11 protein-coding genes are annotated in these 16,680 nt (G+C 35.7%); all 11 read right to left on the bottom strand.

All coding sequences use genetic code 11. The features are described 5' to 3' along the window. Positions 1 to 145: 145 nt before the first annotated feature. The 11 genes from AC3QL1_RS17065 to AC3QL1_RS17015 all read right to left on the bottom strand — a co-directional run bounded on the left by AC3QL1_RS17065 (position 146) and on the right by AC3QL1_RS17015 (position 16,652). Positions 146 to 3,856, bottom strand: a complete 3,711-nt coding sequence (locus tag AC3QL1_RS17065) for a contractile injection system tape measure protein (protein ID WP_492493254.1) — start codon at positions 3,854 to 3,856, stop codon at positions 146 to 148. Next, a complete protein-coding gene (locus AC3QL1_RS17060; RefSeq protein ID WP_492493252.1) occupies positions 3,840 to 6,608 on the bottom strand; it encodes a baseplate wedge protein in 2,769 nt (922 codons plus the stop codon). Before AC3QL1_RS17060 ends, AC3QL1_RS17065 begins: the two co-directional genes overlap by 17 nt. An 8-nt stretch (positions 6,609 to 6,616) precedes the next feature. Next, positions 6,617 to 10,363 carry a baseplate J/gp47 family protein gene (locus tag AC3QL1_RS17055; RefSeq protein ID WP_492493250.1) on the bottom strand — a complete coding sequence of 1,249 codons (3,747 nt, stop codon included), beginning with the start codon at positions 10,361 to 10,363 and terminating at the stop codon, positions 6,617 to 6,619. Next, positions 10,363 to 10,797 (bottom strand): GPW/gp25 family protein, encoded by a 435-nt coding sequence (locus AC3QL1_RS17050; protein WP_492493248.1) that lies wholly within the window; start codon positions 10,795 to 10,797, stop codon positions 10,363 to 10,365. The genes AC3QL1_RS17055 and AC3QL1_RS17050 overlap by 1 nt, the downstream gene beginning before the upstream one ends. After that, positions 10,790 to 11,089, bottom strand: a complete 300-nt coding sequence (locus AC3QL1_RS17045; RefSeq protein WP_492493247.1) for a PAAR domain-containing protein — start codon at positions 11,087 to 11,089, stop codon at positions 10,790 to 10,792. The genes AC3QL1_RS17050 and AC3QL1_RS17045 overlap by 8 nt, the downstream gene beginning before the upstream one ends. A 118-nt stretch (positions 11,090 to 11,207) precedes the next feature. Further along, positions 11,208 to 13,007 (bottom strand): type VI secretion system tip protein VgrG, encoded by a 1,800-nt coding sequence (gene vgrG, locus AC3QL1_RS17040; RefSeq protein WP_492493245.1) that lies wholly within the window; start codon positions 13,005 to 13,007, stop codon positions 11,208 to 11,210. Beyond that, complete coding sequence (locus tag AC3QL1_RS17035; RefSeq protein WP_492493243.1) at positions 13,007 to 13,681, bottom strand: CIS tube protein; 675 nt, start codon at positions 13,679 to 13,681, stop codon at positions 13,007 to 13,009. Before AC3QL1_RS17035 ends, vgrG begins: the two co-directional genes overlap by 1 nt. A 233-nt stretch (positions 13,682 to 13,914) precedes the next feature. Further along, positions 13,915 to 14,085, bottom strand: coding sequence for a DUF5908 family protein (locus tag AC3QL1_RS17030; protein WP_492493242.1), 171 nt, complete (start codon positions 14,083 to 14,085; stop codon positions 13,915 to 13,917). 8 nt (positions 14,086 to 14,093) lie between these two features. Next, positions 14,094 to 14,564 carry a phage tail protein gene (locus tag AC3QL1_RS17025; protein WP_492493240.1) on the bottom strand — a complete coding sequence of 157 codons (471 nt, stop codon included), beginning with the start codon at positions 14,562 to 14,564 and terminating at the stop codon, positions 14,094 to 14,096. Then, positions 14,551 to 15,021: a phage tail protein gene (locus tag AC3QL1_RS17020; RefSeq protein ID WP_492493238.1), complete on the bottom strand. Its 471-nt coding sequence runs from the start codon at positions 15,019 to 15,021 to the stop codon at positions 14,551 to 14,553. Before AC3QL1_RS17020 ends, AC3QL1_RS17025 begins: the two co-directional genes overlap by 14 nt. Positions 15,022 to 15,074: 53 nt before the next feature. After that, positions 15,075 to 16,652: a phage tail sheath family protein gene (locus AC3QL1_RS17015; RefSeq protein ID WP_492493237.1), complete on the bottom strand. Its 1,578-nt coding sequence runs from the start codon at positions 16,650 to 16,652 to the stop codon at positions 15,075 to 15,077. Between the last annotated feature and the right edge of the window lie 28 nt (positions 16,653 to 16,680).

The following is a 16,680-nucleotide window of genomic DNA, read 5'->3' as shown; positions in this document are numbered from 1 at the left end:
TTGGTAAAAAATAATTGCGTGCAAAACATTGTCCCGTAGGGACTACACATGATTTCGCCAGATCTAACGCATATTTTTTTTGTAATTCATATTGCCATTGATATTTGCCATTGCCATTGTAATTGAATTTTGATATTTAAAAACTTTAATAAGGCCAGTTTACATGCAGCGGTTTTTCCATCCACGGGTATTTAATTATCGAAAAAGCAAAAGGAGATCTGTTAATCAAAACATCATACGCTCTTTTATCAACCGTTAGCTCCCAGCGATCCTCCAGTTCGATTAGTAATCCGTCCCGGACAAGCCAATTACCACGGAATCCATCTACTGAACAATCGCCAATATCTGTCCAGAAAGAAATTGCCGCCTGTATTAAACCGTTTATCAAGTCTTTGTTTTCATTCGGAATTTCAATTTCGTCAGGAATTGTATGCATCATCGATAAACCGCATAAAACTTTATTCAAAGGCAAATAATGTTCTTCTGTCTGGGTTAATCCCGTTACGACATATTGCAAATACTGCACGGCACTTATCTGGTTTTCAATGCTTGTAAATTTGTTGTCTTCAACTAGTTTTAAGCGTTCAAAAAGCATTACGACATAATTATTTAAAATCACAATTCCGGCATTTCGTACTGCAATACCTTCTTTAAGAGGCTTTTTAGAAATTGAATTTGTTTTAATCAATTCAATTTTAGAAATCATTTCCGTTTGAACTGTTTTTTGAATATTTTGTTTTTCGCTATTGATTATTTCCTTAAAACTAAGCTGTAAGGAAGGCGGAAGCTGATAGATATATTTTGAAATATCAGCAATGAAATTCTTTTTGTGAACGCCTTTTTTTGTGACCACTTCCCAAATCAGTTCATTCCAGATTTTGTCGATCGCAATAAAACGCCAATTATCGTTGATGGCAGCATTAAGTACTTTTCGCAACAATAAACTCTGCATTTCTTTGGGTGCAATTCCGCGAATGGAAATAAATCCCAGCGTATGATTAAACCGCTCCAAAATCTTTAAATAAGATTCCCTGTTTTTATCCAAATGACCAATTCCCGCACATAAAATATTGAATTTTATATTTCGGCTTAACCAGTCTGTTTGTGCTTCCGAAATAAATTCTTTCCTGATTATTTTAAAGAACATTTCCGGATATTTGATGATGATTTCATTCACCAGAATATCAATTTCAAAAGTTCCTGAAACAGCAAAACCAGTCGGAATTTGTTTTTCGCAAATAATGCGCATACACCATTCATATTTTTCTTTTTCAGATAGTTTTTGTCCTGAAAAAAGAAGATCAATCTGACTCGTTTCTACACTTATTTCCGAATTTATTTCCTCCTCAATTTCATAATTGCTTATCGCTTCAGTTTCTTGGGAATCCTTTTTTATTTCTGAATTAAATTCCATTGCATTAAAAGATTTTTCGTTTATACTGTTTTGATTCTGAATGCTGTAATTCATTTTTAAATAACCGGAAAACGCTTTTTCAAGAAGTTTCTCAAAAAGTATTTCGTTTCCTTTATAAGCATTGTAGCTTAAAATAGTTTTCCAGAAAACCACATTTAATTCTGCCGATATTTTGGTTTTTGAAATAGATTGAAATTGTTTTTCTATAACGGCTATTTGTTTTTTGATCCAATTGTTTTTGATCGTAATTCCGTTCTTTAAAAAATAATGCAGAATAATTTCACTCTGTTTTTTGTCTTCTTTTCTGAGCGCAGTAAATTCCGAATCATTAAAATTATGGACCAATAAATGCGATAATTCAGACTGAGCTTGTTGTGAGGAACTTTCTATCAATAAAGCGAGTTCGACAATCGCAATTGACTGATTGTTTTTGAGCTGAACCAAGAAATTCTTTTTCACCGAAACTCCAAAAGATTTAATCTTTTTCGATTGCAATAATTTTGTGATAAATTGAAAATAATCGCTTCGTTTGGTATTCGTAACTTTTCTCGATAAACGAATAATAACCGTTTCAAGAAACAGCGACGAATTGTGTTTTGGATGCAGGAGAATTTCCTCAATTCCAAACAATAACAAATCATCCGTAAGCAGTTCTTCCGGCAAATCAAATTTTTCCTTCGCGTTCAGAATTTCATAAACAATCTGAATAGTTTCAACCAGTTTTGTTTTCTTGTAATTCGTTGTTTTTATCAGCAATTGCAATAATTCCCGATTCAAAACAAGCGGAATCATTTTCTTCAAAAACTCTTTATTTCCGTACGAAAGCATCACTTCAAAAGCCATTTTGGGATGCAGGTAAATATTTTTGATAAGCGATCTTTGTAAGTCTGCAAAAAGCACACTTTTAGCGGTATTTTTCTGCAATTCAGTTTCCAGTTTTGCCACCAGGTTTTTAAAATGAATCGCAGGATAATTTGAACTGTTTTGGTTTATTTCATTTCGATAAACCAAACTTAAATTGTTATGAATCACAATAGAATTATTGTTTTTTATCGATGCCGGAACTTTGGCACTTGTAAACAATTCCAGCAAATATTCCGGATTCAGATTGTTCTTTTTACTTAATTCTTTGATGCAAAACAGGAGCAGAGCACGATTGTCCGCATTTTTATTTCTAATAAGAAAAGTAATTCCAATCTCCCACAAAGTTTTTTCATTTGTTCTCAGTTTAAAAGAAGCGCTCAATTTATTCAGGTACGTTATCGTCTCCATATTCAGCGAAGACGTCGTTTTGTCCAGCCTTGAAAAAAGTATTTTTATAGCCGATTCTTCTAAATCCTGAATTAAGGAAACACAAGAAGCTTCATCGTTTAAAATGCTGTTTACAATTCGATTAAACTTGTTTTTGTTTTCATTATTGAGCGCAATAATCAATTCATTCAGATTGTTTTTGCCCATTTGAGATTTTCGTTCTGCCCGGTTTAGCAACAATTTTTCAAAAACATTCCAGTAATCCGGTTTTGTTTCTGTTTGAAAATTTTGCTTCTTCTGAGATTCATATTCCTGTGTCAGCACTTTTAGAGAGTCGATGAAATTGTTATTCTGCGCTGTTTTATCAGACAGTTTTACAATCGTATTTTCGATTAGCAAAATCAAATCAAAATAGGCAATGTTATAATGATTTGCCATTTGCAGAATACTACTTTTCATGAAAGCCAGTTTATTAAAAAGCGTTCCCCGTTCTAACAGCAAAAAGTTCAGAATAAAAAACCAGAGATTTTTTTTGAAACCCGATGCGCTGGTCTGAATGATGGTTTCCTTCACCTGAAGATTCGTCATAACCGAACTAAATTCAATTATCGAAGCGCTGTTATTCGGTTCAAGAGCGGCAATTATTTTAGTAATGTTTTTTTCGTCAAACTGCCACGAAATTCTTTTGCGGACTTCGGCGTGAGCGATTCCTTCTTTTTTGACAATCGCAATTATTTCAGATAAATTATTTTGCAGTAATTGAGACATAATCTGATTTATAGATCCTTGTTTATTTTGATAATTCCACGGAAAATAACCTTCAAGCAAAAAAACGGTAAGGTTTTCCAGAATTGATTTTTCTTTGTTGTAAACCGTAATCAGATTTTGTTTTTGAGTGTTTTGGTACAGAATCAGTTCGGCAATTTTTTCCCGCAATAACTGTCGAATTTTGGTACTCAGATCAAATTCAAGATCATCATAATCACATAAACCAAGATCTAATTCTAAAGACTGAATTCTCCAGCTTTGCTCCGGCGGACAAAGCTCATTAAATATTGAAGCAACTTCTCGGGGCAATGAAATTTTGCTCCAGGAACTCAAACGCTCCTGAAGTTTATATGCCTCGTTTTTCTGGTCGAAAGTAGTATTCCACTTTAGGCTCGATACAATATGGCTATTTATTTCTTCCATTTTTTGTGGCTAAAATTGTGGTTAAACTTCCGATCAGCTTCATCGCAGACTGCCCCGGACTTAAAAATGCGGTGTTTTTAATTCCTATATCACTTGCGTTATTTATTGTTGGTAATTGTTTTGCTACATCATCTTTATAGCGCAGGCTTTCATGCCATTGCATAAAATCCGGAATCAAAGTATCCAGTTCTTCACTGCTTAAAAACAGACATTCGTAACTCACATTTGCCGGAAGACTGATTTTAAGAAATTGCTTCAATCGTTTTTTAAATTCAGGCGTTGTAAAAACAGGAATAAAGTCCGGAAACAACAGCAAAACACTCTTTTTAAAAACCGGATCGTTAATGCTTAACTGCTGGTTTTCTGAGACAATTGTAATCTTAAACGAATAATTAGAACCGCCAGTTTTGCTATAATCATTTGGATTTTCTAAGGAAACATTATCTGTTTTAAAAACATATTTTATATCAGAAACCTGCAAAAATCCCTGTTGTAATTGTGCGTCTAATATGGTTTCGTCAACCGTATTTAAGGTGTAATTTATATTGGAAACAGCCTGAAAACTTATATTTTGAATGGAATAAGAAGAATAATTTACCTGATTTTCTTTTATGATTTCGAATTCAAATTTTAATTGATTCAGCAATAAAACCGTTTCCAGAAAAACAAAACCACTTCTTTTTTCCTTAAACCACAACGCTTTCTGAATCGTCTTATACGTTTCTGAATTGGAAGGATCTTCAGGATTATTTTTAATGGAATCTAACAGTAAACTAATAAAATTGGTGTATAAATTTCGCAATCCAAACAATAAATTAAGTTTGAGTTCAAAGCCGGAAAAGTCATTAAAATCCTTTTTTCTTAATTTTTCTTTCTTGTTTATTTTTTCAGATTTGAATATAAAATCGGTCGTATTTTCATTAATTTCCAGATAATGTTTTTCTTTTATTTCCGGTAAATCCGAATTTCCATTATTGTCTTCAATCATTTTTGAAGCACTTAAATAATTATAAGCTTTTTGTCTGTTGTACGATAATAAACCGAGATTTTGCAGGTACAAACTCTTCAAAATAATGGGATCTTTTCTCTTGTCGCCGGTATAAACCGTGTCGTCAATAATTGCATCAATTACGTTTGGCGATTCGCCGTGTCTGGCAAGCAAATGATCGAGTATTTTATTTCTTCGTTTTAGGTTTGTCGATTCTTCTTCCATCAGTTTCATCAAACCAAATATGTACGGATTGTACGGATCCTGCTGATATTGTAACCAGCTTTTTTCTTTTAATTCTACCGCAGATTCGTTGCCATACGTATAATCGAAAGTTGTGCTGTTTTTTAATAAAGGCTGAATATGAGGTACCGTATATAAGGACTGGTAAAAATAACTTGGCGCAAACATTTTGTACGGAACAGGATATTCCAGATGCGTCTGTTCGTATTTATCTTTTAAGGCAAAAAAAGTTTCCTCATCAGAAGGAGCGCCGCAAAGCGCATTTTTAAAAGAAAATATCTTTGAAATATTCGCTAACTGAGAAAACTGATTGGCCAATATCTGATCAAATAAAGTCAAATATCCTTTTAATTGTCGGGATTGTGCCACTTGTACAGGTTTCGAATGATCTTCTAAAGTATCATAACCAATTCCGTATTGCTGTGGAAACGTATTTTGAATAGAATAATAAGTATTAATATCCCTGAATTTACTTTTAGGAAGTTTTAAACTATCCTTTTTATTCAACACCGCAGTTGTTTCTTCAAAATTATCAATGCTGATACTTAAAGGTCCAAAAGCGTCAAAAGGAACATCTTTTCCACTGCATGTCAGGGTTAAGGTTTTATTTTTATATGAAGTCAGAATGTCGATAAACAAAATCTGATCCAGCGCGGCTTTAAGAACAGTAACATTTTTTTGTTCCTGAAAAAGCTGTAAACTTGTTACAGAAACTACATTATTCACAGATTCAATTACCGGAATCAAATCGATTGTTTGTACCGCATCATTTTTATCAATTAAATCTTCGGTTAAAATCCAGCCATTTTTCAAAGCGGGACCATCAAAAATTTCAGAAGCCAGATATCCGGATTGCTGTAAGTTTTCGAAACCCTGTTGCGTAACTTTCGGAAAAATAAAGGCTCGGATACTATCTTGCAGCGCTAATAAAACGGCGTGTTGGTCGGTTTCTTTTTCAATTTCAATTTTACAGCTAATCGTGCAGTTTATTGTCGAAAGTGCAATTGGAAGATTAAAAGTTTCGCCAATATTTCTGCTTTTATTCAAATAATAAAACGCAGATTTACAAATATTGATGCGATCAATTGTATCTGAAACATTGGGATTTATGTACAAATAAACCTGATACACTTTGTTAAAAGGAAAAACGTTCGATCCTTGCGCCACAATAACGACATTGTCAATATTTTCGATTCCGTCGATTAAATATTTTTTATAATCATCAATCGTATAAGGCGAAGTTGTCAGGATTTCATTGGGCAAATAAAACTGATTTTCAATTTCAATTTCACCATTAAGATTCGTTAAAATATCCGGAATACTAAAATCGGTACAATAACCTAATTCTGTCAGCGCATAACAAAACTGATCCAGAATTGTCATTCCGGGATCGCTTGGGTTAAAGTTGGTCCATTCCGTTCCGATATGTTTTTGGATATAATCAATCGCTTCCGATTTTAGGGAAGTAAAATCCTGATGTAAAGGAAGTTGCTTTTTTGTTATTTGATTGATTGTCTCCATTTTAAACTCTAAAAAATGATATTATGATTGGGCGCTGTTACCAAAAGTGTTGTTAGGCCATAAGCTTTAAGCGTCGTTTTATTGGTTTTGCAGGCGGTTTGTAATCTGGTTTCCGAATTAAAAAAATAAGTGGATAACAAGACATTATTTACGGCGCTGACACCTTCAATTGTTTGTATAAAAGTGCTGATTTTAGCATCAGACAATGGTTTATCTATTTCTATCTGAGGCGATAAACTCGAAATCCACGGCGATAAATGAATTTTTAAAGCCTGATTGACATTCTTTCTGATCAATTCTTCCTGATAACCGCTTTCAATTTCTATCTGAGCTGTAACCACCACATATTCCAAATTAAAATTTGAAACAGTTATATTGGAAAACGGAGATGTATTTTGCTGTAAAAAAAGCGCTATTTCACTTTCAAGACAATTGGTAACCAGAGGATTAAAAGCATCTGTTTCGGTTTCTGAGCTCACTTTTTTGGTCAGATACACATTGCAGCTGTTTTGATATTTTTTGTTTACGACTTTTACAAAATAGATTTCATTAAAATTTTCAATAATCAGTTTATAAAAATCCTCCGGCGTCACAGATCTGTTTTTTGTTTTTATCGTATTGCTTACACGTTGGTTTCTGTTGGTTTCATTTTCTGCAGCTTTGCCTCCAAAAGAAGGAAACGGCTGTAAAATTGTGGCTATCTGCGGAATCGCATTTTGTGGTTTTGTAATAGCTCCGGGCTGTATCTGCGGACTTTCGGTACTTGATAAAAAGGAAGTTCCGCTTCGTTGTGCCGTAAATCCGTTAGTCTGTAAAAAAGTGGTTTTAGAGTACGATTCAAGATCTCCGGAAACCGCAATAGAAATCCAGTTGTTTGTTCCGGGCATGAATTTTTTATTGTTATTGCAATCTGCCGGAATGGGTAATTCTATAATTCCGGAACATTTAAACTCATTTGTTCCATCAGATAAAGGTTCGATTTTTTTCCAGCCGGAATTACTCAGATACAAATAAGTAATGCTGTCTTCGGCTGTTACGGCTGTTGAATTTCGCACAAGCTGAAAAAACAGGTTTAAAGTGCTGTTGCAAATCAAAGAATCAAGTTCAATAAATAAAGCCCCGGAATAATTAAATGACGGATAAAGCAGAAAACCTCCGCTCGCATTTTCATCAGAAACTCCCGTAATGGCTGTATTTAATGTTGTGTCATTCAGTTCGTTGCTGTCAAATATTTTATAATTAATAAAAGGCGAATAAATAAAATATTGAAACGGATAATCTGTCGCAGTGTTGTCTAATTTGTAGGTGACGCTTGCATCATATTCTGCCGTAAAAGTTTTGATTTTAGGTACAAACGGCACATTTGCAGCAGTGATAAATTTGTCTACTATTTTGCCTTTTTTAGCTGTAATCAAATTTCCGTTCTGCAAAGCAATTGCGGCTACAATATTGGGATATAGTTCTGATCCAAAACCATATTCTGGACCTGATAAACTCATTTTTATAAAACCTGACGAACTCGTATCCGTAAATTTTAAAGGCTGATTCTGAATTGTTGGATCAGGCTGAATTATAGCATTATTCGCAACACTTACATCTGAAGTTTTAAGATTTGAAATGGAGATATAAGCGCTGGAACTTGTCGTCGTAAAAGGCACTTTCGGATCTCCTTTTTCAGGATCGAATAAAAATATCGGATTGCAATTGTCTTCTTTTGGAACAAAAACAATGTCTGTATCGGTAATATCCGTTTTACACATTTTCAAATCCTGCCAGCTTTTATTCTGAAGTAAATTAAAATTAACCGTAAAACTGGCATTGCTAAACGGTACTTTCGCATCCGGCAAATCCTTTTTTTTATGAGTTATACTTTCCAGAAGCCTCGCAAGACTTCTTCGTTGTTTAGTATCTGTCTGCGGATCTAATTTTTTTAAATACGCATTGTACGCGTCATAATAGGTTTCAAAATCCGAAGGTCTTTTGTCCCAGTCAATTTGTATGGAAAAGCTGTCGAGCGGTTTGCTGAATATTTCATTATTGCCAATTATAAAATTGGAATTCACTAACGGAATTGGTCCAAAAGGAGGAAAGGGATTCTTTGTATTCAGTTCTCCAAAATCATTATAAAGCTGAAAAGTTTTTACTTCAGATACATTTACCTGAATCGAAATGGAAGTTATTTTGGGTGGATTTACCGGATTTGCAACGGACTGAAACAGCATTTTAAACATTGGCATATTGCATTCTAAACCATCCGGATTAATCAAAAACGGTTCAATCGCAATTACGGCAGCAGTAAAATTGATTGTTATTGTCGCAGTTGTATTTGGAGAATTGTTTACTGCAAAAGTTAATTGGCTTGTTTCCAGTTGCAGCCAGCTTTTTTGTGTACTCAAATAATAGGTGGCACTTTGTAAAAGACTGATATCTACAGTTGTATTAAATTCAAAATTTAACGTAATAGTGCGTTCTCCTTCGCGCAACAGCAAAATTGGCGAAGCAAATGAGATTCCGATTTGTGTAACGCTAGTTTCAGGATTTGTCTCAAGATTTACAACAGGATTTGTTTCTCCAAAAGTAGACCAGCTCGTTACCAGATTATTTTGATCTTTTTGAATACTGGTTGGTTTTGCAATAGTTTGCAGGCTAAATGACGGCGTATTGTATTTATTTTGATACGAAAGAGTCTGAACACTTGTAATTACAGCGGGATTTAAATTTACATTTTGTTGAGACGCAAACAAAATTGGATTTTTTTGTGCGTCGACTCCGGCATTAAATAAAGTGCCTTGGGGCAAACGAAAGGTACTATCATTTTTTGCCAGCGTCGAGCACAAAAAAACAGTATCTGCAAAAGCAGGTAATGGCGTTTGTTTTAGTATTTCGGTATAATAAAAATCAAGATGTTTTTGCGAAATTCCGTTTAACTGATTTTGCTGCGCTTTTAGTACATTAACAAAAGACCGCAAAAGCGTGGTATCGGGAAATTTACTTTTTTTATGACTTAGTTTTTTAAACTCATTTGCCGCGTGATGAATTACTATTTCCAGGAAATTAAATAATTTGTCACCAATTTTAGTCAAAATATCCAGACAGGCAAAAGGTGTATTGGCTATTGAAGTGAAAAGATTCTGTTCGGTTTCAAAACCAAAAATTTGCCAAAAAGGTCTTTTGTCTTTGTTGATGCTCCAAAGATTGGTATCAAAAGAAGCAAATTCCTGATAAGAAATCCCCACGATAAATAATCCTTTTGCAGAGAGATTGTATAAATATTGTCGGAAAGCCTGAATAGCCCAAAAATCTATGCTTAATTTTGATTTTACTTCATGAATAATATAATTTTTAAGGTCATATATTTCGTTGTTAATCTGCATATAATGTGTCCAGCGTTCTATAATTTTATAGATAGAAGTAAGGTGGTCAAATAATTTGTCTAAGGCGTTTGCGCTTAGGTTTTCCGTGTTTTTTTCCTGTGAAAGTTTCTGGATTTCAGTACAGCTGGTTTTATAAGAAACGTAAAGGCTTTTATAGTTTGTTTTGGATATCGAAGCCATTAAAAACACAGGATCCTTCAATAAAAACGGATTCCAGTTTCCTTCAATAGTATTGGTGTCATTATAAAAATTGATCAGTTTGCTAAACTCCGTCAAAAAGTACAGCCAGTCCAGTTCTTTTCTTCCGTCAATTAAATGAGCAGAAGGAACGAGCGACTCGTTAAGTGAGTTTATGGCACTATTTTGATCAATTGCAATCATTATTTTCTGGCTAAATTGGTTCCTTCTTTTAAGTGGAAAGGATATACATAATTGTGTCTTGTGTTGGTTTGCGAATAGATATAACTTATCATTATTTCGATTACGCCGTTTATTGTATCGGTTGCAATTACTTTTACATCCTGTACCAATATTCTTGGTTCATAGCGCAATAGCGAGAACTTTATGGTTTCTATAATTTCTCCTTTCAGGGTATTATCAATTTTTTTGAACATAAACTGCTGTAAACCAGAGCCAAAATTGGCTTCGAGAGTACGTTCGCCTTTGCGGGTATTGAGAATTATATGAATGGATTCGTTTATATTGCTTTCATTTGCCGACATATTCAGCTGTGAATTTCCCGCAGAAAAAGACACCGGAAATGACCATCCTGAACCTAAAAAGGCGTTTTCGGTATTATGTGCTTTTTTATCCACCTATCATAACATTAAATGCTCCCAGGACAATTGAGCCTCCGTGAGCGGTTTGATCTCCCATTCTTGCGGCGGGAATTCCGCCTATCATAACCGTCGACGATCCTTTTATTATCGAATCCGGCGGGCCTACACAAACCAGCAGATCGCCAACTCTGGCTGCCGGTAATCCTGCTATTAAAACCATTGGTTCACCTGTCCCCACTATTGGTCCGCCGACATGCGGAATTGGTGGAACACCCGGTGTAACCATCGGACATTCATGAAAATCTGTAAGTCTTGCTGCTGGAGGCATATTTTTTTTTGTTTAATTGTTTAATCGTTTTTTTGTTTAATCGTTTAATTGTTAATTGTTTAATCGTTTTTCGTTACTCACAATTCATAATTCATAACTCATAATTCATAATTCATAACTAATTAATCATTACCATTGCGCCTTTCAGCGTTAATTCCATTCCGCCGGAAACCTGCGCCATTTGGCCGCCCTGAGCAGAATATTGCATGTCTGCATTTTCCTTAATGTTCATTCCTTTAATGGCAACATCACCGCCGCTTGACTGAATCGAAACACCTTGTGTGCCTTTTATGGTGACATTTTCCTGAGCGGAAATCGAAATACTTTTTTGACTTGATAAATCAATTCCGCTTTGAGACATTACGATACTATTTTGGTTTTCATCCTTAATTGTAATCTGCTTGTCTTTATCGCTTATGATTATGGTGTTTTTTGCGGGCGTGGCGACCGTCCATATTTTATTTTCATCGTCAAATTGTACGGAGATTCCGGATTTTGAAACGATTGCTTTCAGTGTATTTTTCTCGTTTGGATCTAATCCAGTAAAAGGTTTTAGTTTTGCAGAGCTGTATAAACTTCCAAGAATAACCGGAAAACGCGGATCTTCATTCAGAAATCCTAAAATAACTTCATCGCCAACTTCGGGTAAAAAAAACGCACCTGCACCGCTGGTAGAATAAAAATTAGAAAGCCTTGCCCAGATTCCAGTGCCATTCACATCAAACAAAGGAACTTCGACTAAAATTCGATATTGCGAATCAGGATCGTTATACATTTGCTTTACAGTTCCGTTAAAAAGTCCTCTTGCTCCGGGAATTAATCCTGAAGCGGGCGGGGACATCACATCCGGTTCTTCGGTAAACCAAAAAGGAGAAAGTCCTAAAGTAACTTCTGAAACCCAGTTTCCCTGTGATAAATCGTGCACAACGCCGCTAATTAAATAATCACCGTTAAAACGATCGCCAAGACCATTAAAAGTCATATATTTTCCGGGATCTACTAAACTGCTTCCCTGAAATTTAGCTTCGCCAGTAATTTTAGAATATTCACTTTTAATGATTTGCGCTTTTGACCAATTGGTTAAATCTGCCGTTTCTAAAGGAGCAGAAGTCTGTAACTCAAATGCCGAAAGACCAATAACATCGGACAGTTTTTTGGATGATAAATTTCCTGCTCCTACAACATTTGGAGTGGAGGAACTATTGGCTAAAACCTGATTTTTATAATCCCACGTATTCGAAGTTACATTGCCTAATTGAGTTGTAGCATTCAGTTTTGCATTAAATTCAAGAAGATTATCTCCGTATAAAACCGTAAGTACAGAAGTTGTAGTCGCATCCGGCGCCTGCACGGTAACTTTTCCGTTTATAGTGGTCACAATTAAACCATTTGCTTCGGCGAGAGCCAAAATATAATCCCAGTCGGTTACATAATACTGCACCTGTTCTGGCCATTGTGTTGACGTTGCTGTTACATCTGAAGTTAATCCGGAATAAGTTCCTATAATCGAAGTAATAATATCGCTGTCTTTTTTGTTGGAATACGTAAGGCTCTTTCGCCCCACAATCATTTTTACGGCGGCATCACGACATTCAATTTCTAAAGCAGAACCAATTATAGAGTCAATCCGAATTTCCTGACTCATAATAATACCTTGAAAAATGGTAACGTTTGTAGCATCGTAACCCGCTTTTATATTGACAGTTGCGCCCGGAACAAAAGTAGAGGAGGAGCTTGCATCAAACTTACCCGTGTTGGCTTCTCCGTCGAGAATGACAATTTTGGCAAAGGAAATTCGGTTTACTTTTTTTTCGACATGAATAGAATATACAGAATAGGTATCTTCTATCGCATTTCCGTCAACGAGGATGGAGAAAGTTACAACTCCTCCGCTTTTTATTTCAGTTGAAGTGCTCATTAATTTGCTGTATTTACGGGAGGAAATATTAATTTACTGACACCGCTTAGATTTCTGAATTTGTTTAAGCCGTTAAATTCGGCCACTTGTATGTAAAGAGAATCATCGTTCCAGGTTTGCAGACAAAGCTGCGGCAGTGACATTCCTTCAGAAACAGTCACGATATGCGTCAAATCCGGTGATTGCGGAGCATCTTGCATTGTAACCGTTTTTGGAGAAATATACTGGCTGAATGACAAGGATATCTTTGCTCTTAAAGGGCTTCCGTCTGGTTTAAACAGCGTATATGAAATGTCTATAGATTCCAGAACTCCATTAAAAGTGATATTTTGTCCCCATTGTACTTTTACAAAATTCGGACGGTGAATTTTACCATTATACGTGTAAATGATTGTTTCTAAAGCTGTTATTTCTTTTGCCATATCCGTACGTTTAGAATCTACAACACCGGTACAGTCAATAACAATTTCAAAAGTCAGTTTATCACTTGGCGTACTTTTATATTTTTGCGAGGCTGAGCTTGTTGCCGGAGCCTGCTGTTCATTATATTCAATGCTTTTTTGTATTTTGATCGTGTCAGGATTAATCATGAAAGAATACGGACTTCCTGAGAATTTATTTTGAAAATCCTCATCTGTATATCCTGTTATTTTCATTAATTCCAGACTTGCCATTGTTTTTTGTTTGTTATTATTAAGTATGGATTGCGATTATTTTTAAAGTGATATTGACGCAGATTTTACGGATTCACTAAAGTGAAAACGCGGATAAAAACTAATTTTTTCTTTTTCACGGAGTATCATTTTATGTCATTTCGAGGAACGAGAAATCACATCCAGAGAGCAACGAACTGTATGTCTAATCGTAATGTTATTTACTGAAAACTGCGACCGCGACTGAAAACTTACTACCGTTTATAACTATTCACCTGACTTTTTTCGGCAATTAATCTTTTGCATTCTTCCAGAACCTGTTTTCTTAAAAGCGATAATTCTTTTTCTTTTACCACAGAATTGTTTTTCGTATTTGTGGTTACGATTTCTGTTTTAATAATTAATTCTCTTATTTCTATTGGCATAATTATTTTTAAATAAAAAGGTTATCAAAATCTGTTTTGGATGAAATATCAAAATAGGTATACGCAAGTTCAATGGTTTCAATGGCAATATTGCTTTCCTGGGAGTTTAAGTCAGAAACCGCATATTTTACCGGATACGCATTATTAAACGTCCATTGCATACACACAATACCATTTGCGTTAAGCAGTTTAAGTATCACGTTATGAGGCTGTATTGAATTTGATAATCCCTGATCGATACAGCTGGAACACCAGTTTATCAACAAAGATCCGACCGGTACAATGGCTCTTTTTAAGACTAAGTTCTGACTGTTAGAAACAGTTGGGAGGCGGTATTTAAACCTGTTTTCGCCTCCACAAACAATTTCTTCTACACTTAATTCTTTCGAAATTCCAGATACCTCTTTGAAAGCTGCATCTACACCCGCAAACGAGAGTGTAAAATAAAAGCTAACCGGATAATCACTACTTGCCACCATTTTTTATGATGAGCTGTTCGTGTGCAATTTCTATGGTGTCAACCGCAACTTCATTTCCGTCTGATTTTAAATCGGTACTGGTAATTTTAGTTGGCCATGCATTGTTTAATGTCCATTGCATCGTAACGCCGCCTTTTTCGTCTAATAACTTGATAAGTACTGTTCTTCTTTTAATCGTATTCATTACGACCTGTTGGTGCCAGTCCCAAAAAGTGTTGTCATTTACGAAGATGCCTCGCTTCATGGTAATATTTCCGTATTTTGTAATTCCGGGCATTTTTTCAACAGAAAAAAGCGGACTGTTACTTTTACGATATTCTATAATTTGATTTTCGACATCCATTCCTGTAACTTCCTGAAAAGCTACTTTTGTTAATTCAGTTCCAAGATCTACTTCAAATCTGAACTTTGGCATGGGCCATGTTGCGCCTTGTACGCTTCCGTCATCTGTTGCCATATTATTTATTTTTAAATTAAAAAATTACTTAATTTATGAGGTTATTTATTTGATTAACTAGAAGTTGCCATTTGCTGTTGAAATGTCAGTACGATAAATTCGGCAGGATGTACAAGCGCTACTTTTACGGTAACATTCATAAAACCATTCAAAATATCATCTCCGGTCATGGTAGAACCCAATCCGCAGGATACAGAAAAAGCGTCAGAAGCACTGGCTCCCATCAAACCGCCCTGTTTCCAGATTGAAGTAAGAAAACTGCTGATCATCGCAATTACGGCTTCCCAGGTATTTTTATCATTTGGCTGGAAAACATAAGCCTGAGCGGCCAGTTTACAAGATTGTTCCAGAAAAATCATCGTTCTTCTAACCGGAATATATCTCCAGTCCTGACTATTTCCGTCCAGTGTTCTTGACCCCCAGATTAAAATTCCTAATCCGTTAAATAATCGAATTGCGTTTATGGATTTACCCGAAACGGCATCGACATTTAAATTCGCCTGCTGGCTTTCAGAAATACTAATTGGCAATGAACCTGCTCCAACAATAGAAGTATTTGCCGGCGCCTGCCAAGGACCAACGGCGTTGTCTACAGTGGTAATAACACCGGCCATTGCACCGCTTGGAGGCAGAATGTTAGCATCGCTCAATACATGTTTTAAGATGAGTCCGTAAATTGGACTTGCGATCATTAAAGCATTGTTGTTTTGCGTTACGGTCAAAGTACTGTCAGGATTCTGAATACTGGCAATAATAGAGGCAACAGCTGCATTTGGCGCACTTGGTGGATTAATAAGCGGTTCTAACTGTTTGATGTCGCCACCAAATAAATTCGTATAATCGATATCCGAATTCTGCATGATCGTAGTTCCGATAAACGGATAATATGCCATTCCGTAATTTAAACCAACAGAACCTGTGTTCATTCTAAAGTTGGCAATATCCTGCGTATACAAAATAGGATCCGGATCGTCACCGCCAATAATGTCAAATAAACACATTGCAGTCTGCATTTTTGTAGACTGAAGCAACATTTGCTGCATTAATGTACCGTTGTTTTCTAAGCTCAGCAAAGTGGCTTCCGGACAAATATACATCGTTGGTTCAGGTTCATTCAGCAATAAGGCAAGACCTGTAGTTAAGTCGTTTAACTGCACGTTTGGATTAACAAGCGGCGTTCCCGGAGTCATTGGTTTTTGCGATGCCGGACCGTAGCTTCCCACAGATACAATGTAAGCGTCACCGCCGCCGTTTTCGTAAAAAAGCCTCACACTATTGTACAAATAATAAACGGTATTGGGATCTGGCGCTATCGAATAATAGGATCCGTTGATTTGCATATAGTCTCCTTTTGCAGGCTGACTTTTTTGCTGAACTAAATAATATTCAGGTGAATATTGTTTACTTGGGCTCGCAGGTGCTGGAGGATCCGGTAAACAAAAGAACGCCTGAAAATCAGAGAACGATGTGATTCGTACCGGTACATTCGTGTACGATTTTCCCTCGTAGGAGGCTTGTGGTGTGTATCCAATAAATGCCGGTACCGCTGTAGCAACTGCCACAACCGAATTTGGAAAAGCATTTAATTCCTGAATATACACACCAGGAGTTTGGATGGTAGATAAATTCATTGATTTTTAATTTTAATGTTCATTTAAA

The organism is Flavobacterium sp. GW823-FHT04A11 (assembly GCF_058796535.1).
This window is presented reverse-complemented; position numbering and strand designations above follow the sequence as displayed.